19 protein-coding genes are annotated in these 19,647 nt (G+C 73.1%); 11 read left to right on the forward strand and 8 right to left on the reverse strand.

The window, feature by feature from the left end:
- Positions 1–45: 45 nt before the first annotated feature.
- The 3 genes from AB0H12_RS21975 to AB0H12_RS21985 are packed head-to-tail and all read right to left on the reverse strand — an operon-like array spanning position 46 to position 2,218.
- Positions 46–747, reverse strand: coding sequence for a response regulator (locus AB0H12_RS21975; protein ID WP_499624727.1), 702 nt, complete (start codon positions 745–747; stop codon positions 46–48).
- A complete protein-coding gene (locus AB0H12_RS21980) occupies positions 744–1,961 on the reverse strand; it encodes a sensor histidine kinase (RefSeq protein ID WP_499624728.1) in 1,218 nt (405 codons plus the stop codon). The genes AB0H12_RS21975 and AB0H12_RS21980 overlap by 4 nt, the downstream gene beginning before the upstream one ends.
- Positions 1,961–2,218, reverse strand: coding sequence for a hypothetical protein (locus AB0H12_RS21985; RefSeq protein ID WP_499624729.1), 258 nt, complete (start codon positions 2,216–2,218; stop codon positions 1,961–1,963). Before AB0H12_RS21985 ends, AB0H12_RS21980 begins: the two co-directional genes overlap by 1 nt.
- 263 nt (positions 2,219–2,481) lie before the next feature.
- Between AB0H12_RS21985 and AB0H12_RS21990 the strand changes: the two genes are divergently transcribed.
- From AB0H12_RS21990 to AB0H12_RS22005, 4 genes are read left to right on the forward strand one after another with little or no spacing between them, the layout of a single operon-like run.
- On the forward strand, positions 2,482–3,693 hold the full coding sequence (locus AB0H12_RS21990) for a 3-deoxy-7-phosphoheptulonate synthase (protein WP_499624730.1): 1,212 nt from the start codon (positions 2,482–2,484) through the stop codon (positions 3,691–3,693).
- Complete coding sequence (locus tag AB0H12_RS21995; protein ID WP_499624731.1) at positions 3,690–4,676, forward strand: FkbO/Hyg5 family chorismatase; 987 nt, start codon at positions 3,690–3,692, stop codon at positions 4,674–4,676. Before AB0H12_RS21990 ends, AB0H12_RS21995 begins: the two co-directional genes overlap by 4 nt.
- Before the next feature lie 17 nt (positions 4,677–4,693).
- Positions 4,694–6,310, forward strand: a complete 1,617-nt coding sequence (locus tag AB0H12_RS22000) for a hypothetical protein (RefSeq protein ID WP_499624732.1) — start codon at positions 4,694–4,696, stop codon at positions 6,308–6,310.
- A 27-nt stretch (positions 6,311–6,337) separates the two neighbouring features.
- Positions 6,338–6,832 (forward strand): DoxX family protein, encoded by a 495-nt coding sequence (locus AB0H12_RS22005; protein ID WP_499624734.1) that lies wholly within the window; start codon positions 6,338–6,340, stop codon positions 6,830–6,832.
- A 69-nt stretch (positions 6,833–6,901) separates the two neighbouring features.
- Here AB0H12_RS22005 and AB0H12_RS22010 read toward each other — a convergent pair whose 3' ends face one another.
- The gene (locus tag AB0H12_RS22010) at positions 6,902–7,228 is read right to left on the reverse strand and encodes a DUF1540 domain-containing protein (protein ID WP_499624735.1); all 327 of its coding nucleotides are present in this window, start codon (positions 7,226–7,228) and stop codon (positions 6,902–6,904) included.
- Positions 7,229–7,412: 184 nt separating this feature from the next.
- Positions 7,413–9,068: a cellulose binding domain-containing protein gene (locus AB0H12_RS22015; RefSeq protein ID WP_499624737.1), complete on the reverse strand. Its 1,656-nt coding sequence runs from the start codon at positions 9,066–9,068 to the stop codon at positions 7,413–7,415.
- A 133-nt stretch (positions 9,069–9,201) separates the two neighbouring features.
- Between AB0H12_RS22015 and AB0H12_RS22020 the strand changes: the two genes are divergently transcribed.
- From AB0H12_RS22020 to AB0H12_RS22035, 4 genes are all read left to right on the forward strand, one after another.
- The gene (locus AB0H12_RS22020) at positions 9,202–10,095 is read left to right on the forward strand and encodes a sigma-70 family RNA polymerase sigma factor (RefSeq protein ID WP_499624739.1); all 894 of its coding nucleotides are present in this window, start codon (positions 9,202–9,204) and stop codon (positions 10,093–10,095) included.
- A 99-nt stretch (positions 10,096–10,194) separates the two neighbouring features.
- Positions 10,195–11,583 (forward strand): glycosyl hydrolase family 18 protein, encoded by a 1,389-nt coding sequence (locus tag AB0H12_RS22025; RefSeq protein ID WP_499624741.1) that lies wholly within the window; start codon positions 10,195–10,197, stop codon positions 11,581–11,583.
- An 84-nt stretch (positions 11,584–11,667) separates the two neighbouring features.
- The gene (locus tag AB0H12_RS22030; RefSeq protein ID WP_499624743.1) at positions 11,668–12,612 is read left to right on the forward strand and encodes a DNA polymerase domain-containing protein; all 945 of its coding nucleotides are present in this window, start codon (positions 11,668–11,670) and stop codon (positions 12,610–12,612) included.
- A gap of 171 nt (positions 12,613–12,783) precedes the next feature.
- On the forward strand, positions 12,784–14,082 hold the full coding sequence (locus AB0H12_RS22035; protein WP_499624745.1) for a M28 family metallopeptidase: 1,299 nt from the start codon (positions 12,784–12,786) through the stop codon (positions 14,080–14,082).
- Positions 14,083–14,161: 79 nt separating this feature from the next.
- Here the strand turns inward: AB0H12_RS22035 and AB0H12_RS22040 are convergent, their stop codons facing one another.
- Positions 14,162–15,196, reverse strand: a complete 1,035-nt coding sequence (locus tag AB0H12_RS22040; RefSeq protein WP_499624747.1) for a LuxR C-terminal-related transcriptional regulator — start codon at positions 15,194–15,196, stop codon at positions 14,162–14,164.
- A gap of 161 nt (positions 15,197–15,357) precedes the next feature.
- Here AB0H12_RS22040 and AB0H12_RS22045 point away from each other — a divergent pair, with 161 nt between their 5' ends.
- Positions 15,358–15,855, forward strand: coding sequence for an RICIN domain-containing protein (locus AB0H12_RS22045; protein WP_499624749.1), 498 nt, complete (start codon positions 15,358–15,360; stop codon positions 15,853–15,855).
- An 82-nt stretch (positions 15,856–15,937) separates the two neighbouring features.
- Here the strand turns inward: AB0H12_RS22045 and AB0H12_RS22050 are convergent, their stop codons facing one another.
- On the reverse strand, positions 15,938–16,342 hold the full coding sequence (locus AB0H12_RS22050; protein ID WP_499624751.1) for a VOC family protein: 405 nt from the start codon (positions 16,340–16,342) through the stop codon (positions 15,938–15,940).
- A 133-nt stretch (positions 16,343–16,475) separates the two neighbouring features.
- Between AB0H12_RS22050 and AB0H12_RS22055 the strand changes: the two genes are divergently transcribed.
- Positions 16,476–17,186, forward strand: a complete 711-nt coding sequence (locus AB0H12_RS22055) for a TetR/AcrR family transcriptional regulator (RefSeq protein WP_499624753.1) — start codon at positions 16,476–16,478, stop codon at positions 17,184–17,186.
- 141 nt (positions 17,187–17,327) lie between these two features.
- Here AB0H12_RS22055 and AB0H12_RS22060 read toward each other — a convergent pair whose 3' ends face one another.
- Entirely contained in the window at positions 17,328–18,965 is a 1,638-nt protein-coding gene (locus AB0H12_RS22060; RefSeq protein ID WP_499624755.1) for an AfsR/SARP family transcriptional regulator, read from the reverse strand.
- 212 nt (positions 18,966–19,177) lie between these two features.
- Between AB0H12_RS22060 and AB0H12_RS22065 the strand changes: the two genes are divergently transcribed.
- A complete protein-coding gene (locus AB0H12_RS22065; protein ID WP_499624757.1) occupies positions 19,178–19,549 on the forward strand; it encodes an SH3 domain-containing protein in 372 nt (123 codons plus the stop codon).
- Positions 19,550–19,647 lie beyond the last annotated feature (98 nt).

A 19,647-nucleotide genomic window follows, 5' to 3' on the forward strand; every position in this document is an offset into this window, starting at 1 on the left:
CCCCCCGACCCACCGTAACGATCAAGACGGGCCGGCCCGCGAGGATCAAGCCGGACGACCGGCCGGCGGCGGCGGGCTGCTCCCCGGCACGACCAAGCCGCTCTGGTACGCCGCCGCGATCGCCTGGGCGCGGTCGCGCAGCCCGAGCTTCATCAGGATCCGCCCCAGGTGCGTCTTCACCGTCGCCTCACCGACCACGAGGTGCACGGCGATCTCCGGGTTCGAGAACCCGTGGGCCACGAGCACCAGCACCTCCCGCTCCCGCACCGTCAACTCGCCCATCTCCGCCGACGTCGGCATCTGGTGGCGCGGTCGGGCGGCGAACTCCCTGATCAGTCCTTTCGCGACGGTCGGGTCCAGCCACGCCTCACCCGACGCCACCGTGCGCACCGCGTCGACCAGCTCGCGCGGCACCGCGTCCTTGAGCAGGAACCCGGTCGCACCGGCCCGCAACGCGGCGTACACCGCCTCGTCCACGTTGTACGTCGTCAGGATGATGATCTTGGTGGCGTGGTCCTCGCCCGCAGGGTCCGCGTCGATGATCCGCCGCGTCGCCTCGACCCCGTCCACGCCGGGCATCCGCACGTCCATGAGCACCACGTCCGGGTGCAGCTCGGCGGCCCGCGCGACCGCGCCCGCGCCCTCGTCCGCCTCGGCCACCACCTCGATGTCCGGCTCGGCGTCGAGCAGCATCGCCAGACCCGCCCGCACCAACGGCTGGTCGTCCACCAGCATCACGCGGATCACCGGTGCTCCCGCACGGGCTCGCTCGCCACCGGCCCGGCGACCGGCAGCACGGCCCTCACCCGGAACCCGCCCGCCGGCGCCGGCTCGGCCGCCAGCCTCCCGCCCACGATCGCCAGCCGCTCCACGAGCCCGGCCAGGCCGTGGTTCGTGGACAGCGCCCGCTCCGGTCGCCTGCCACGACCGTCGTCGGCGACCTCGACGGTCAGCTCGCACGGCTCCCACCGCAGCCGCACGTCCACCTCCGCGCCGGGCCCCACGTGCTTGGTCACGTTCGTCAACGCCTCCTGCACGACCCGGTACGCGGCGAGGTCAACGCTGGCGGCCAGCCGACGCGGCTCACCCTCCACCCGCGTGTGGACCCGCACCCCGGCCGCCGCGATCGTGCCGACCAGGTGCTCCACGTCCGCCAGCCCCGGCTGCGGCCGACCGGTCACCCCGTCGCCCGACCCGTCGTCGTCGCTCAGCCGCAACGCGGTCAGCATCCGCCGCAGCTCGCCCATCGCCTGCTCGCCCGCCTCCTCGATGTGGCCGAGCGCGTGCCCGACCCGCACCGGGTCGCTGTCGAGCACCCGCCGCGCGCCCGCCGCCTGCAACACCATCACGGTCACCGAGTGCGCCACGATGTCGTGCAGTTCGCGCGCGATGCGGGTGCGCTCGCCCAGCACCGCCTCGTGCGCCTCCACCCGGCGGCGGAACTCCAGGTCCTCGGCGTGCTGCCGGCTCAGCCGCGCCGACCGCCCGCCGGCCCACACGCAGCCGTACACGAGCAGGTAGAACACCAGCGTGGCGTAGGTGGCGACCAGCCGCGCCTCGGGCGGCCGGGACGCGGCCTCGGTCAGCCCGGTCAGCACGGCGAGCACCGCGCACGCGAGCAGCGCGCCGGCCGACGCCTTCAGCCGCCCGTGCAGCGCCACGGCGAACAACGCCACGCACGGCATCGCGGTCGGTTGGAACTCCAGCTCGTTCGTCGGCGTGACGAGCACCGCCCACACCCAGACGACCCCGAACGCCAGCACGGGGTACCTGCGCCGCGCCAGCAGCGCCGCGAAGCCGATCGCGACCAGGGCGACGAACAGCCACAGACCCGCGCCCTCCGGCGTGCGGTTGCTGAACGCCGAGAACAGGAAGACGTCCACCGCGGTGGCCGAGGCCGCCAGGGCGACGTCCACCGCCGTGGGGCGGGACAACCACCGTGGCCGTCCCTCGCCGTCCATCAGGCCCATTCCTTCCGGCACGACGGCAGGTGGCCGCACGGGGCGCCCGGCCGGATCCCGCAGTCGGAACGGCCGGGCAGGATCCCGCCCCGGTGCCGCGCGAACACCCCGTCGGGCCGTGGTGCGGTGAGGTCGTCGCCGTTCGGCTCGTGCCGCCGGCCGTTCGGCGGCCCGGCGGCCGGATGGCGTTCCCGAGGTTCGCCGTCGACACCGCGCGCCTGGACCGACACGACAAGCCGCACGTTGGAACCGGACACTATTCCCTCCCCTTGTCACGCGATCCCGCGTTCGGCGCGCACGCATTTCCACGCGCTGAGAACAATGGAATCACACCTTTCCCGAACCATCGTCCACCCTGCGTCGGAGCTTGACGATCCCCCTCACGGTTTACCTCGATCGGGCGACGCCGCACGGGAAAGCGGACACGGCGAATCCACCCGGGGACCGACGAAAAGACACGTCGCGTTTCAGCATGATTGCCGTACAAACCGACGACCGAACCAGATCAACGGAGGCGCGAGTGTCCACGGAGCCAGTTCCGCGCAGCCACGCCAAGGCGTTGTCCGAATGGGAGACGGCGCACTGGAAATCGCTGACCGCCGCCCAGCAGCCGCCGTGGCCGGACCGCCGCGCGCGGTCGTTCCGGGCGAGGCTGGCGCGCTTGGCCGGCCTGGTGACGCCCTGCGAGGTGGCGGCGCTGCGGCGCGAACTGGGCGAGGTCGCGGCCGGTCGGCGGCTCGTCGTGCAGGCCGGTGACTGCGCCGAGCCGTTCGCCGAGTGCGGTCCGCGCCACGTGACGCCGAAGGCGGCGCTGGTCGACCGACTGGCGACGGCCCTCGGCGACGGCGACCGGCCCGTGGTGCGAGTCGGTCGGATGGCCGGCCAGTTCGCCAAGCCGCGCTCGCGGCCGACCGAGGTGGTCGACGGGGTGGAGCTGCCGGTGTACCGGGGCGACCTGGTCAACGCGCCGCAGGCGGACGCGTTGACCCGGCGGGCGGACCCGACCAGGCTCCTCGCGGGCTACCACGCGGCGCGGTCGGCGACCGAGCTGCTGCGGCGCCACCACCCGTCGCTGTGGACCAGCCACGAGGCTCTGGTGCTGGACTACGAGCTGCCGATGGTGCGCCGGGACGCCCGGGGCGTCCCGCTGCTCACCTCGACGCACTGGCCGTGGATCGGCGAGCGCACCCGCGACGTCGACGGCGCGCACGTGCGGCTGCTGGCGTCGGTGGCCAACCCGGTGGCCTGCAAGGTGGGCCCCGCGATGCGGCCGGACGAGCTGCGGGCGCTGTGCGCGCGGCTCGACCCGGAGCGGGAGCCGGGTCGGCTGACGCTGATCGCCCGGCTCGGCGCGGATTCCGTGTCCGAGCTGCTGCCGCCGCTGGTGGGCGCGGTCCGCGCGGCCGGCCACCCGGTGATCTGGCTGTGCGACCCGATGCACGGCAACACGGTCACCGACGCCGAGGGCCGCAAGGCACGACTGGTCGCCACGGTGGTCCGCGAGGTCGCGGGTTTCCGGGCCGCGGTGGAGGCCGCCGGCGGGGTGGCCGGCGGCCTGCACCTGGAGACCACTCCGGACGAGGTCGCGGAATGCGGTTGGGACGACTTCCCGACCGGCTCGTACACGAGCCTCTGCGACCCCCGGCTCAATCCCGGACAGGCGCTCGCCGTGATCGCGGCGTGGCGTGCGGTCCGACTTCAAGAGGGGGAAAAACATTGCGTGGCAACGTGATAGTGACGCCGCCGTGCACGTTCCGGACGGCGGAGGACTTCGCCGTCCTGGCGGGCGACACCGTGCTGGGCGCCGTCCGCCACTCGACCGAGGGCGGCAGGCCGCGGTGGGAGCACGGCCTGCCGGTCCTCCCGCTGCACATGCTGCGGCCGGGTGAGCCCGAGGTCGTGGAGGTCTGGCACACCGAGGGGAGCGTGGTCCGGACCGGCGAGCACAAGGGGTTGCTCTACGCGCACGACGGCGAGGTGCTGTTCTGCGCCGGGTGGATCGGGCCGTCGGCGGACTGCGAAGAGGCGGCCCACCAGGCGTACCTGGCGGCGTTCGAGCTGGTCGAGGACCTGGGCTACCGGAACGTGTTCCGCATGTGGAACATGCTCGACGGCATCACCGAGCCCAGCGCGCGCGGCACCGAGGTGTACCGGGACTTCTGCGTCGGCCGGGGCAAGGCGTTCGACGAGCGCGGTCACGCGATGCCGGCGTCGACCGGCATCGGCTCGCTGGGCGACGGCGTCGCGTTCTACTTCCTGGCGCACCGGTCGCACGCGGCCGTGCACCTGGAGAACCCGCTGCAGGTGCCCGCGCACGAGTACCCGGAGCAGTACGGGCCGAGGCCGCCGAGCTTCGCGCGGGCGACGTACCTGAAGCCGGAGCAGGGCCGGGGCTCGCTGTACGTGTCGGGCACCGCGAGCATCCTCGACCACGCCACCGTGGCCCCCGGCGACGTGGCGCGCCAGGTCCAGGTGACGCTGGCCAACATCGCCGCGCTCATCGGCGCGGACAACCTCACCGGGCACGGGATCGACGGCGGCTACCGCCTCGAGGACCTGCGCGCGATCAAGGTCTACGTCAAGCGACCCGAGGACGTGCCCCTCGTGACGCGGCTGTGCCGCGACGAATTCTCCCGGCGCGCGGACATCGCGGTGTTCACCGTCGACGTCTGCCGCCCGGACCTGCTGGTCGAGATCGAAGGGATGACACCGTGAACCGAGAGGGAGCACCCATGCCGAACACGTCCGTCCTGGCCGAGCCGGACGCCGTCCGGATCCTGATGGTGACCGATGGGACGGCGAGCTTCGACCGGGCCGACTTCGGCCTGGCCACCCTCGTGGACGTGCTGTCCACGCCGCCTGGGCCGTGGGTCCGGTTCGAGGTGACGCGGGCGCATCGGGAGGAGAACCTGCCCGCGTTGTCCGCGGACCTGCCGGGGTTCCGGTTCGACGGGCACGACCTGGGTCAGTACGACCAGATCTGGCTGTTCGGCGTGGCCCGCGCACCCCGGCCGCCGTTGGACCAGACCGAGTTGCGGGCGTTGGCGGAGTTCATGGACGCCGGCGGCGGCGTGTTCGCCACCGGCGACCACGAGGACCTGGGCGTGTCCATGTGCGGCGACCTGCCGCGCGTGCGGAGCATGCGCAAGTGGCACTGGCCGGACCCCGGTCCGCACGGCGAGCCGGTCGCGCCGTCGATCGACGGTCCGGACCGCAACGACACGCTGTCGGAGGGCCACGACCCGCTGTTCCAGCTCAACGACCAGTCCGACGACATCCCGCAGGTCATCACGCCGCGGATGTACGCGACGTCGGACTCGCCGAAGTGGGCGCACCAGGGCTACCCGCACCCGCTGCTGTCGGGGCCGCGCGGCACGATCCGCGTGTTGCCGGACCACCCGCACGAGGGCGAGTGCTACGTGCCGGACGACCTGACCAGGTCGTTCACCTTCGACGGGTACGAGATGACCGAGTACCCGGCCGGCCTGGCGCCGGAGGTCGTGGCGTGGTCGACGCTCAACGCCCGCGCCGCGGACCGCGACCCGCGCAAGGGGCGGCTGGACGCGAGCACGTTCGGCGCGATCGGCGCGTACGACGGGCACCAGGTCGGCGTCGGCCGGGTGGCGGTGGACGCCACGTGGCACCACTTCTTCAACGTCAACCTGGTCGGCGACCCGACCGTGCCGGAGGACCCGATCAAGAGCGTCGGGTTCGCCGCGTCGCCGGCGGGCCGGGCCGCGTACGAGGAGATCAAGGCCTACTTCCGCAACATCGCGGTGTGGCTGTCCCGGCCGACCACCCAGGAGGCCATGTGGTGGCGCGCGGTGTGGGCGACGCGCTGGCACCACCAGGTGGCGATGGACCTGCGGCCGGCGCTGATGGGCACGCCGGCGGACCTGGACCTGGCGGAGTTGCTGCGGATCGGCGCGGACGCCCGCCAGGTGCTGACGGCCACCGTCACCAGGGCGGACGCGTTGCAGTGGGCCGGCCGGTACGGCGTGGGCGCGGTCGACGCGGGCCTGTGGGAGACGGTCCGGCCGCACCTCGACCCGTGGCAGCCCCGATCGGGTGACGAAGAGGCGGGGCACTTGCCCAACCTGGTGCTGTCGCTGCTGCCGGAGCTGGTGCTGGACGCGGTGCTCGGCGCGGTCGTGTACGCGGTCGCCGCGGCGTTCCCGGAGCCGACCCAGGACGCCCGTGACCGGGCGTCGGGCGTCGACTGGGCCGCGACGGTGCGCCCGCACCTGGATCGGGCGCTGGACGTGGTCGCGGAGCAGGTCCAGCGGACCGACACGCGGCTGCGGTCGTTGGGAGACACGCTCACCACGGCCCGCCGGTCCGGCGCCTGAGCCGTCCGCTACGAGGGGGGATGACGGATGACCAGCGAGCTGACCAGCGAGCACGAGACCGACCAGGCGCCGACCACCGGGTCCTCGCGCACGGCGTTGCTCGACGGGGCGTCACGCGCGGTGGACGGCGTGCTCGACCGGAGCGTTCCGCTGCTGCGGCTCGCCCTGGGCGTGGTGTTCCTGTGGTTCGGGGTGTTGAAGGTCGCGGGCACGTCGCCGGTGCGCGACCTGGTCGCCGACACCGTGCCGTTCCTGCCGGCGGCTTGGTTCGTGCCGACCGTCGGCGTGTTCGAGGTGCTGGCGGGCATGGCGCTGATCCTGGCGGTGCAGGTGCGGTTGGTGGCGGCGCTGACGGCGCTGCACCTGCTCGGCACGTTCCTCGTGCTGGTGGTGCAGCCGGCGCTGGCGTTCCGCCACGGCAACCCGTTGCTGCTCAGCGTCACAGGTGAGTTCGTGCTGAAGAACCTGGTGCTGGTGGCCGCCTCGCTCGTGGTCGCACGGCACCACCGCCGACGGCGCTGAGACGCCGTCCAGCCCCGCCGGTCGGTCAGCTCTGAGGGGTGCTGACCGGCCGGCGGCGGTCGTGCGCCCTCAGGACGGCGTCGGACTCGCGGTGTCCTTCGCCCTGGTGTAGGTGAGGCAGTTGGCGGCGTGGTCGCCCTGCCCGGGCCCCACGCGCACACCGGACGCGGTGCACTCCAGTTCGGCGTTGTGGATGCAGTCGGTGCGCGAGCACGCGCCGACCTGCGCGACGACCTTGGGCAGACCGCCCTTGCGGGCCAGGGGGATGAACGTTCCGCAGTCGGCGGCCCCGTTCGCGCCGCTCACGGTGATCGCGAAAGCGTGACAACCGTCGTGGTTGTACGAACAACCCGTGACCGTGCACGAGTTGACGGCCGGCATTTCCGTGGTGGTCATGACCGCTCCTCTGGACAGCAGGTTCCTGCCCGGGACGCTGCCACCGACCACCGGGTACCGCAACACGAAATCATTAAGGGGAGGCTAACCTAAAGCCCGCGCGGCGATTCGGATCGGCCTCCGGAATTGTGTTTCCCGCGGTTTGCGCGGCGGCGATCCGCGCCGTCCCCCGCTCGACTCGGCGTCACGGGGAGATCGCGATGTTGGTCAGGCCGATCACCGCCCGCGTCACCGCGTTCGACGCGTGCACCGCGTTCGGCGCGCCCGCGCACTTCGACGCGGACGTGATCCGGATCGCGTACTGGCCGACGCCGCCGAGGTCCGAGCGGTTGTCCCGCCAGACGTTCCCGCACCCGTTGGCGAACGACGGCGCGGTGGCCGGGTGGTGCGTCTCGTAGCCGTTGGCGAACGTCCCCGGTCCGGCGAACGTGCCGGTGTTGCCCTCGATCGCGTAGCCGATGCCCTTCACGTCGACCCACGAGTCCGCCGAGTTCTGCCCCGAGATGCCGGCGCCGTCGAACGCGTTGCCCCGGATCACGCCGTCGAACGTGCCTTCCTTGACGTCGACGTGCTCCGCCGCGACACCCGGTCCGATCCGATTGCCGAGCACGTGCACCCGGTCGCTGCGGTCCACGCCACCGGAATTGCCGTGGCAGGCCCAGTTCGAATTGGCCGACCCGATGTAGACGGCCTCGCCGTACCCCTGCTGCACCAGTCCCGTGTGGCTGATCGTGGAATCGCGCAGCACGCTGTCCGCCGACGAGCGCCGGAAGTGCACGGCTTCCTCGTCCACGTGGTGCACGTGCACGCGGTCGACCACGGTGTGGTGCGAGTTGTCCGCGACGATCCCCTTCTTCGACTCCCGCACGGTGAACCCGGTCAGGTTCCAGTGCGGCGCGTCGTGCAGCCACAGCCCGTAGCCGGGATCCCAGCCCGGGGTCGGCGTCGGGCAGCTCGGCGCGGGACCCGACGGCCCGTCGTTGACCAGCACCGCGTCCGCCGGGCCGGTGAGCGTGGCGGGAGCGGTGGCGGCGCCCGGCCGCGTGATCACGAACGAACCCCGGTACACCCCGGCGGCCAGCCGGATCGTCTGCCCCGGGAGGGCGGCGGCCAGGGCCGCCTGGAGCTGCGCCGCCGTGGAGACGTCCACGGTGGACCCCGAGCCCCCGCCGGTCGTGGCGGTCACCCCGGCGCTCGCGCCGGAGACGTTGCCGGCCGCGTCACGCGCCCGCACGGTGAACGCGTACGCCGTGCCCGGCAGCAGACCGCCGACGGTCACGGCGGTGGACGTCGCCGACGCGACCACCGCCGTGCCGCGCAGCACCTGGTAGTCGGTGACGCCGACGTCGTCGCTCGACGCGCCCCACGCCAACGACACCGAACCCGCCGTCACACCCGTCACCCGAGGACTCGCGGGAACGGAGGGCGCGGACGTGTCGGGATCCGGACCGCCCCCGTCGCACGGCGTGCCGTCGACCGTGCAGCCGGTCGGCAGGCCGAGGCCGGTGACGGTGAACCCGAAGCTCGCCGTGCCGCCGGGCCGGACGCGGCCGTTGAACCCCGCGTCGGCGAACCGGTGGCGCTGCCCGTCCCGGGTGAGCACGGAGTTCCACGCGTTGCTCACCGACGACCCCGGCGGCAGGTCGAACTCCACCACCCAGCCGGTGCTCTCCGCGTCACCGGTGTTGGTCAGCACGACCCGCCCGCCGTACCCGGTGCTCCACACCGACGACTGGCTGAACCCGGCGGACAGCTCCGCCGCCACCGCCCGCGCCGAGCCGACGTGCGCCGCGACGAGGCAGGTGAGCGCGACGCCCACCGCCATCAGGCGCTTCCCCATGCGATCGCTCTCCTCGCTCTGCGGCGGCGGCCCTGAGTCCATCCCTGGCTACCACGTCGACGCCCGGGCGGTCGAGCCCGTCACCTTCCACCGCCGCGGCTCGTCCACCCGGTAGACGACCGGGAGGGGACCGATGCGAGACGACCTGGCGGACCGATTCGAGGCGCACCGCGGGCACCTGCGCGCGATCGCCCACCGGATGCTGGGCTCCCTGCCCGAAGCCGAGGACGCCGTCCAGGAGACCTGGTTGCGGCTGCGCCGGGTCGACGCCGACGGGATCGACAACCTCGCCGCCTGGCTGCGCACCGTGGTCTCCCGCGTGTGCCTGGACGTGCTCCGCCACCGCCGGGCCCGCCGCGAGGACGTCGTCGACCCGGTGCCCGACCTGCCCGCCGACGACGACCCGGAGACCGAAGCGGTGCTGGCCGGCTCGATCGGACGGGCGCTGCTCGTCGTCCTCGACGCGCTCGGGCCCGCCGAACGCGTCGCGTTCGTCCTGCACGACGCGTTCGCCGTCCCGTTCGAGCGGATCGCGCCGATCGTCGGCCGAAGCACGGCCACCACGAAGAAGCTCGCCAGCCGTGCCCGGCACAAGGTCCGCGGCATCACCGCGCTCCCCGAAGCCGAGCTCACCCGCCACCGGCAGGTCGTGGGCGCGTTCCTCGCCGCCGCCCGCGAGGGGGACTTCGACGCGCTGCTCGCCGTGCTCGATCCCGACGTCGTCCGCCGCGCCGACCCCGCCGTGCTGCCACCCGGCGCGGCGGCCGAGGTCCGCGGCGCGCGTGCCGTCGCCGCCGAGACCGTCGTCCTCGCCGCGAACGCGCGCCACGCCGAACCGGCCCTCGTGGACGGACGCGTCGGCATCGTCGTCGCACCGCGCGGACGGCTCCGGCTCGCCCTCACCGTCACGGTCCGGGACGACCGGATCGCCGCCTACGACGTCATCGCCGATCCCTCCCGCCTGCGAGGACTCGTCATCGCGGTACCGGCCGACTTTTATCGTGACTTGAATCAAGTACGCCAGTAAGGTCGGGCGCGGCTGCCAGTCCCCTGCCGGCGACCGCGCGGATCCGCCGCCACCCGCGCGAACGACGGCCGTGGGCACCCCTGTGAAAGGACCACGTCCATGCAGTCCCCTGCACCATCACGGCGCGCATCGACCCGGTGGGGCGCCGCGGGCCTCGCCCTCGCCACGGCGGCGGCCGGCCTCGCGGTGGCCGTCGCCACCGCCCCGGCGGCACAGGCCACCGTCCTGCCCAACGGCTTCAAGAGCGTCGGCTACCTGCCGTCCTGGGCGGGCAGCGTCAACGCCGTCCAGTACACCAAGCTCACCCACGTCAACTACGCGTTCGCCCTGCCCAACGCCAACGGCACGCTCCAGGCCATCCCCGACCCGGGCAAGCTCTCGTCCCTGGTCTCCCTGGCCCACGCCAACGGCGTGCGCGTCTCGCTCGCCATCGGCGGCTGGAACGACGGCAACGACTCGGCGTTCGAGGCCCTGGCCGCCAACGCCACCAGCCGCACCACGTTCGTCAACGCCGTGGTCAACGCGGTCAACCAGTACAACCTCGACGGCGTCGACATCGACTGGGAGTACCCGGACCCGGGCGCGTCGGCGACCAACTTCACCGCCCTCATGGGACAGCTCAGCACCGCCATGCACAGCCGCGGCAAGCTCCTCACCGCCGCGGTCGTCTCCGGCGGCGGCACCGCGGAAGGCGTCCAGACCGCCGTGTTCGGCCAGGTCGACTGGCTCAACATCATGGCCTACGACGGCGGCAGCCCGCACGCCAACTACGACTGGTCGATCGGCACCGTCAACTACTGGAAGTCGCGCGGCCTGCCCGCCGCCAAGGCCGTGCTCGGCGTGCCGTTCTACAGCAGGCCGAACTACTACACCTACGCGCAACTGGTCGCCATGGACCCGGCCAACGCCAACCGCGATTGCGTCACCGTCAGCGGCGTGCAGCAGTGCTACAACGGCGTGCCCACCATCAAGCGCAAGACCCAGTGGGCCATGGCCAACGCCGGCGGCGTGATGAACTGGGAGCTGTCGCAGGACACCACCGGCAGCACCTCCCTGCTCAGCGCCATCTACGACACCGTCATGGGCGGCACCACCCCGCCCGGCCGCACCGGTCCCATCACCGGCATCGCGGGCAAGTGCGTCGACGTGGCCGGCGCGTCGTCCGCCAACGGCACCGCCATCCAGCTCTGGACGTGCAACGGCACCAACGCGCAGAGCTGGACCGTCTCCGGCGACGGCTCGCTGCGCGCCCTCGGCAAGTGCCTGGACGTGGCGGGCGCGGGCACCGCCAACGGCACCGCGATCCAGCTGTGGGACTGCAACGGCACCGGCGCGCAGAAGTGGCAGGCAGGCTCCGACGGCACGCTGCGCAACCCGGCCTCGGGCCGCTGCCTCGACGCCACCGGCCCCAGTTCGGCCGACGGCACCCGGCTGCAGATCTGGGACTGCTTCGCGGCCTCCAACCAGGTCTGGCGCCTCCCCGCCTGATCGGAACCCGGACACGGCCCGTTCCCCCGCGGCGCGGGCCGTGTCCCGCTTGCCTGCGGCACGGTCAACCGCAAGGGTGGTGCGATGGGTGAAGAGCGGGACGGCGTGGCGCTGACCAACCTCGACCAGCCGTTGTTCGACGGCGCCGACGCGACCAAGGGCGACCTCGTCGACTACCTCGACGCGGTGCGCGACCGGATCATCCCCGCGCTGGCCGGGCGACCGCTGTCGGTGGTGCGCGTGCGGCCGGGCCAGGAGCCGTTCACCCAGAAGAACCTGCCGAAGTACACGCCGCCGTGGGTGCGGACCGTGCCCCTGTGGGCGGAGACGTCCAAGCGGGAGATCCGGTACGCGTTGTGCGAGGACCGGCGCACGCTGCTGTGGTTCGCCAACCAGCGCGCGGTCGAGTACCACGTGACGCCGGCGCCCGCCGACGCGTTCGACCGGCCCGACTACCTCGTGCTCGACCTCGACCCGCCGGAGGGCTCGGGCTTCGACGTGGTCGTGGCGGCGGCGAAGCTCGTGCGGCGGGCGTTGGCCGACGACGGGCTGTCCGGCGTGGTGAAGACCAGCGGGTCCAAGGGCGTGCACGTGTTCGTGCCCGTGCAGGGCGTCGACCACGACGTGGCCGCCGCGACCCGGGCGCTGGCGGCGCGGGCCGAACGGCTGGACCCGGAACTGGCGACCACGGCGTTCATCAAGGACGACCGGGGCGGGCGGGTGTTCCTCGACTCGACGCGGGCCTACGGCTCGACCGTGGCCGCCGCGTACAGCCCTCGCATCCGGCCGGGGGCCACGGTGTCGTTCCCGGTGGACTGGGACGACCTCGACTCCGTGACGCCCGCCGACTTCACCGTGAAGACCGCGCCGGCGCTGCTCGGAGACGACGACCCGTGGCACTCTCGGATGCCCGCGTCCCAGAAGCTCCCGGACGACCTGGTCGCCGAGGGGCACACCATCCCGGTGGCCCGCGTCCAGGCCATGCACGAGGGCAAGCGGAGGGCCCGCGCTCAGCGCGCCCAGCAGTAGAGCCCCGTCCCGGCGTGCCGCGCGTGGTCGGATTTGGTATGCGCTGAAGCTATCGCGCAGACGGAATCGCCTGGTCTGCGTCCGAACGTGCCACGACGAAAGTCGCTACCGCAGGGGTGGCACAGCCCCCACGCTCGTGCGTGGCTATCCCTAAACCCTGCGGAGGCAGCCATGTCCTTGAGAAGGACGACCCCTGTGGCGAGCGCCCTGTTGCTCGCCGCGGCCCTGTTGAGCCCACCCGTCGCCACCGCGGCCCCGGTGAGCGCGGCGGCCGTGCCGGACATCCCGGTGGCCAACGTCCAGGCGCACCTGAACGACCTGCAGACCATCGCCACCAACAACGGCGGCAACCGGGCGCACGGCAGGCCCGGCTACCTGGCGTCGGTCAACCACGTCAAGGCGAAGCTGGACGCGGCCGGGTACCAGACGTCCGTGCAGCAGTTCACCAGCAACGGCGCGACCGGCTACAACCTGATCGCGGACTGGCCGGGCGGCGACCCGAACGACGTGCTGATGCTCGGCGGCCACCTGGACAGCGTGAGCGCCGGTCCGGGCATCAACGACAACGGCACCGGCTCGGCGGGCCTGCTGGAGGTCGCGCTGACCGTGGCGCGGCAGGGCCTGGCCCCGACCAGGCACGTCCGGTTCGGCTGGTGGGGCGCGGAGGAGCTCGGCCTGATCGGCTCCACGTACTACGTGAACAACCTGCCGACGACCGAGCGGTCGAGGATCAAGGCGTACCTGAACTTCGACATGATCGGCTCGCCGAACCCGGGCTACTTCGTGTACAGCGCCTCGGGCCAGCCGTCCGGGTCGTTGCTGCTGCAGCAGACGTTGCAGGCGGCGTTCAGCGTGCCGACCGAGTTGACGTCGGTCGGCGGGCGGTCCGACCACGCGGCGTTCGCCAGGGCGGGCATCCCGGTCGGCGGCACGTTCACCGGCGCCGAGGTCACCAAGACCTCCGCGCAGGCGCAGAAGTGGGGCGGCACGGCGGGCGTCGCCTTCGACCGCTGCTACCACCGCTCGTGCGACACCCTCTCCAACGTCGACGCCACCGCGTTGGACCGCAACACCGACGCCATCGCCCACGCCCTGTGGACGTTGGCCGGCTCCGGCGGCAACCCGCCCGGGCCGCGGTTCGAGAACCCGGCCGACGTGACCATCCCCGACCTGACCACGGTCGAGAGCCCGATCACCGTCTCCGGTGTCGCGGGCAACGCGCCGTCGGCGCTGGCGGTCGGCGTGGACATCACCCACACCTACCGGGGTGACCTGGTGATCGACCTGATCGCGCCGGACGGCTCGGCGTACCGGGTGAAGACGTCGAGCAACGACAGCGCGGACAACGTCGTCACCACGTACACGGTGAACGCGTCCTCGGAGGTCGCCAACGGCACGTGGAAGCTGCGCGTGCAGGACGTCGCGTCCGCGGACACGGGCCGGATCAACGGCTGGTCCTTGCAGTTCTGACCGGTGCCGGGCGGCGGCGTGGGTTCCTGCGCCCGCGCCGCCACGTCCGGCCACCGCCGGCGAGCCACCGCCGGCACCGTCAGCTGATCGCGGCGATGAGCTCGTCGCGGCCCTGGGCGCCGGTCTTGCGGAAGATCGCCTTCAGGTGGTCGTTGACCGTGTGCACCGACAGGTCGAGCCTGCGGGCGATGTGCTTGGGCGCCGCACCCGCCTGCAACTGCTCGACGACCTGGCGTTCGCGGGCCGTGATGCCGTACCAGGAGCAGAAGGACGGGAGCAGCTGCGCGGCCGTGGCCGCCTGGATGACGACCGCCACGTCGCCCGCGCCGTCGGCGTCCAGCCGCTCCGCCTGGCACGCGATCCACCGCCCGTAGCTCGCCGCCGGGCCCAGCACCAGCGGCGCGCCCGCCGGGGTGCGGGCCAGGGCGGACATCCCGGCGAAGAAGGACCTGCCGGTCCACTCCGGAGCGCGCAGGCGGCGGTCCAGCCGCTCCCGCCAGGCGAGCGCCGCCGGAGTGGCCGCTCTGATCTCGTGGTCCGGGCCGAGGATGATCACGCCCGGCGGCGGGCTCGCCGTGGTGGGCACCAGCGGGCCCGCGGTCACGTACCGGCGGAGGAACGCCACCAACGTCGGTCCGAGCCGCGCGGCGTTGCCGAGGTCATCGTCGCTGAACGGCCGGGCGCCGCGCGCCCGGATCAGGCCGAGCGTCCCCCACACGCCGCGGGCGTCGCGCAGCAGCAGCCGCAGCTCGCTCTGGACGCCGTGATCGGCGAACAGCCGCCGCACCGCGCGGTGCCGCGGGCCGTCGCCCGCGCCCGCCACCACGTCGACCGGGACGGGTCGCCGCGCGAGGTCCTCGCGCAGGCACGGGTCCTGGCCCGTGTGGCAACCGCGCAGCAACCCCTGGCCGAAGTCCGCTTCGTAACCGTGCCAGAAGCTGAACGAAGCCGGTCCGAACCCGGTCGCCGGCCCCAGACCCGTCAAGCGCGCCCCGTCGTGCGGCACCACGGACGCGACGGCCCGCGAGAGTTCCGCGCCGGACTCGGCCCAGCTCGCACCCTGTCCGGTCACCGCGGTCAGCTCGCGCAGCAACCGCTCCCCCGAACGGTCCACACCGCGCAGTGTGAGCCGTTCGCGACCACCCCGCAACGCCGCGGTCGCCCGCCCGGCACCCCCAAGTTTCGGGATACCCGCCGAGCCGCCACGCGGCGGAGGGTTCAGCGCAGGTCGCGTGGCAGCGCGGACCTGCACCAGAGGTTCAAGGGGAGGACACCATGATCCGGTCCGGTTCGAAAGGGCTTCTCACGGGCGTGGCCGCCGCGGCGCTGGCGGTCGGCGGTCTCGTCAGCGCGTCGGCCTCGGCGGGCACCGCGCCGCAGCCGCGGTCCGAGCAGGCGGAGGTCGGCGTCCAGATCGTCTCGAGGCTGAGCGGGTTGTGCCTTGAAGTCCGGGGCGGCAACACGGCCAACGGCGGCGCCGTGGCCATGTGGACCTGCACCGGTGGCGACGGCCAGAGGTGGGAGAGCAACGGCAGCGAGTACCGCAACGTGTTCAGCGGCAGGTGCCTCGACGTCAACGACAGCAACGGCGCCAACGGAGCGGGCCTCAACCAGTGGGACTGCCAGGGGCAGCAGTGGCGGTTCAACGGCAGCGAGCTGCGGAACTCGAACAACAAGTGCCTGACGATCCCCGCCGCCAACCGGGGCAACGGCGCCGCGGTCGTGATGTGGGACTGCGTCGGCGCGGCCGACCAGCACTGGCAGATCGGCTGACGCCAGCCGGTCACCGGCTGATCACCCGGCCCGGTCCCTCGGGCTCGGGTGATCAGCCGGGCGTCCGCGTCCCGGCCGGGATTCAGCCCTGCGCCGCGGCCTCGTCCATCCAGAACGGGTTCCACACGTGGCCGTCGAGGTCCTCGAAGCTGCGGCCGTACATGAAGCCGTGGTCCTCGGCGTCCTTGACGAACCCGCCGCCCGCGGCCAGCGCCTTGTCCGCCACCTCGTCGACCTGCTCGCGGCTGTCCAGGGACAGCGCCACGATCACCTCCGTGGTCGTGGTGGCGTCGGCGATCTCCTTGGTGGTGAACGTCTGGAAGAACGGCTTCGTCACGAGCATCGCGTAGACGGTGTCGCTGAACACGACGCAGGACGCGTTCTCGTCGGTGAACTGCGGGTTGTGCGCGAAGCCGAGCGCGGCGAAGAACTCGATCGACTTGGTCAGGTCGGTCACCGGCAGGTTCACGAAGATCTTCACGGACATGGTCTGAAGCCCCCATTGGCACAGGCGGACACGGCTGTGTCCTGCGGATACTTGTGTGTCCGTCGGACACTCGGTGTACGATAGACACAGATCGACAACGTGAGCAACCCCGATTTCGGAAGCCGGTGAGCGGATGGCGAGCGAGGACCAGGGCGTGGACTTGCTGTGGGGTTCGCGAGACAAGCCCGCACGGCCACCCAGGGTGGCGCTCACCGTCGACCGCATCGCCGCCGCGGCGATCGGGGTCGCCGACGCGGAGGGGATGGCGTCGGTGTCGATGCAGCAGGTCGCCGCCAAGTTGGACGTCACGAAGATGGCGCTGTACCGGCACGTGGCGAGCAAGGCCGAGCTGGTCGCCGTGATGATCGAGTCGGCCGTCGGCGAGCCGCCGGACCTGAGCGGCGTGCCGGGCGGGTGGCGACCGCGCCTGGTCAGGTGGGCCGACCTGATGCGGGAGACCTGGCGACGCCACCCGTGGCTGCCCGCCGCGACGACCGGTGAGCGCATGACCGGTCCGCGCGAGGTGGGCTGGACGGAGTCCGCGGTGGCCGCGCTCGACGGCACCGGGCTCGACGGCGGCGAGCGGATGGACGCGGTGTTCCTGCTCAGCGGGCACATCCGCAACACGCAGTCGGGCGCGACGGCGGGTACGCAGCCGTGGACGGAGCAGAAGCAGCTGCGGACGATCCTGCACGAGCACGGCGACCGCTTCCCGGCGCTGCACGAGGCGGCGCGATCGATCAACGGCGCGCCCCGGGACAACGGCTGGACGTTCGGCCTGAACCGGATCCTGGACGGACTGGAAGTGCTGATCGCCGCGCGACACCCGGACCCGACCGACTGACCCGGCAACGGCCACGGCCGCGCCGAGTCGCCCCGATCGGCTGCCCGGGCAACCGCCCCGACTGCGCCGACACCACGAGTCGCCAACCTGACAGGTCAGCTCCGGCGCCGGGCAGGGTGGCGGGCGGAGGAAGCGGCGGGGTCAGCGAACCCGTGGTCCGTCCCAGCGTTGTTCGCGCCAGACCGCGCAGCGGTCCCCCGTCGAACCGAAGCGGTAGTCCGCTGGGCAGGCCGATGCCGACTTCAAGACCGGCAGCGCCGCCACGCGGCCCTGGTCGCGGAACGTCCGGCGATGGAGCCAGGGATGGACGGCGCACGAGCCCACCGCGAAGTCGCCGCCCTCCCACGAGGTCAGGTCGACCCCCCGCAGCTCGGCGACCAGCGCGCTCAGCGGCAGGCGCGGACGGGTGCAGGCGTAGCCCGCCGCGATGCCCAGCGCCAACGGGAACCCGCCGCACAGCCCCGCCAACTCCTCGACCGCGCGGGGTTCGTCCCGCACCCGGGCCGCGCCGAGTCGCGCGGTCAGGAACGCGTGGGCCTCGGCCCTCGACAGCACGTCCAACGGCACGTGCGCGGCCCCGTGCCCGACGACCAACCCCGGCAGGCTGTCGCGGCTGGTCACGATCACCGCGCACGACCGGCCGCCCGGCAGCAGCGGGGTGACCTGGGCGGTGTCGGCGGCGTTGTCCAGCACCAGCAGCATCCGCCGCTGCGCGACCAGGCTGCGGAACAGGGCGGCTCGGGCGTGCGGGTCCGTCGGCTTCCGGTCGACGCCGTGCGCGTCGAGGAACCCGCGCACCGCCACCACCGGGTCCATCGGCGCGCCGGCCCCGCCGAGGTCGACGTACAGCTGGCCATCGGGGAACCGGTCGAGCCGCCGGTGCGCCCAGTGCAGCGCCAGCCAGGTCTTGCCGATGCCTGCCGCGCCGACGACGGCGGTGATGCCCGTGCTCACGACGTCGAGCCGGTCCAGTTCGTCGCGACGGCCGACGAACGGCACGGGCGCGGCCGGCAGCTGACGAGGCACCACCGCCCCGGCACGCGGGTGCGACGCGGTGAGGGCCGGGTCGGCGGCGAGGATCCGCCGGTGCAGCTCCCGCAGCGCCACCCGCGGCTCGGCGCCCAGCTCCTCGACCAATCGCGTGCGGACCTGCCGGTAGTGCGCCAGCGCGTCGGGGGTCCGCCCGGCCCGGTGCAGGGCCAGCAGGTACTGGCCCGCCACCCGCTCGTCCAACGGGTGCCGCGCGGCACGCGCGGACAGCTCGGCCACCAGCTCCGCGCCCTCCCCCGCGTGCAGCCGGGCGTCCACCAGGTCGTGCTCGGCGGCCGACCGCTCCTGCCGCAACCGGTCGCGCACGGCCTGCACCCACTCGCCGGCCAGCCCGGTCAGCGCCTCGCCGCGCCACAACGCGAGCGCCTCCGTCAACGACCGCACGGCGCCGTCGTCGCGGGCGCGACCGCACAGCCGGCGGAACCGGTGCAGGTCCACCACCGCGTCGGCGACCAGGGCGTAGCCGCCGGACCGGCGCACGATGGCCTCACCGTCCGCGCGGGCCAGCGCCCGCCGCAGCCGGGAGATGTAGCTGTGCAAGGTGGCCGGCGCGCGTCTGGCGACCTCCGCGCCCCAGACCCGTTCGACCAGCCGGTCCACCGGCACCGCCCGGCCGACGTCGACCGCCAACGCGGCCAGCACGCACCGCTGCCTGGGCGCGCCCAGGTCCACCGGCCGCCCGTCGACCTCGGCGGCCACCTCCCCCAGCAAGCGCAACACGACCGCCACGCCCTCACCCCCCGTGCGCCGAGACCTCTCTCCCCGACACCAGGCATAGCGCCTGCACCAGCGCCGTGCAGGAACTCTGCAAGAGGTTCACACCATGGGTACGCCATCGTGGGCCCGGCGCGGCGACCACCACGTTCGGCAACGCCTCCGTCCTGGTCGACCCGCGCACCGGTCCCCGCCGGCCCAGACACCGATCGAACGAGGCGGTAGTGATGAACAAGGCAAAGTCCGTGATCGCCGTCGGCGCGACGCTGTTCGGCTGCTTGGCCTTCGGCGGCGTCGCCGGCGCGGCGCCGACCGCGGGGTCCGACCGGCAGGCCCCGCGGCCCGCCGCCACCTGCAGCACCGGCTGGGTGGAGGTCGACACCGAGAGGCTCAACGTCCGGAGCGGCCCCGGCACCAACTACGGCATCGTCGCCACGGTGTACCGGGGCGATCTGCTGGCCTGCGGGTGGCTGGAGGCCGGCGGGCGGTACAGCGCGTGCGGCGTCACCAACGCCAACGGCTGGATCGCGGTCGACCTGGAGAACGACGGCGCGATCGACGGCTTCGTGGCGAGCACCTGCGTCGTGGACGCCTTCTAGCCGAGCAACGGGCCTCCCGGCAGCCCTGGCGCCGTCGACGCGCCCGGGCTGCCGGGATCTTCGCGGGCACCTATGCAACTTGTTGCACTGCACCCCGT

This window comes from Actinosynnema sp. NPDC023794, from assembly GCF_040639675.1.
Taxonomy (GTDB): Bacteria; Actinomycetota; Actinomycetes; order Mycobacteriales; family Pseudonocardiaceae; genus Actinosynnema; species Actinosynnema luteola.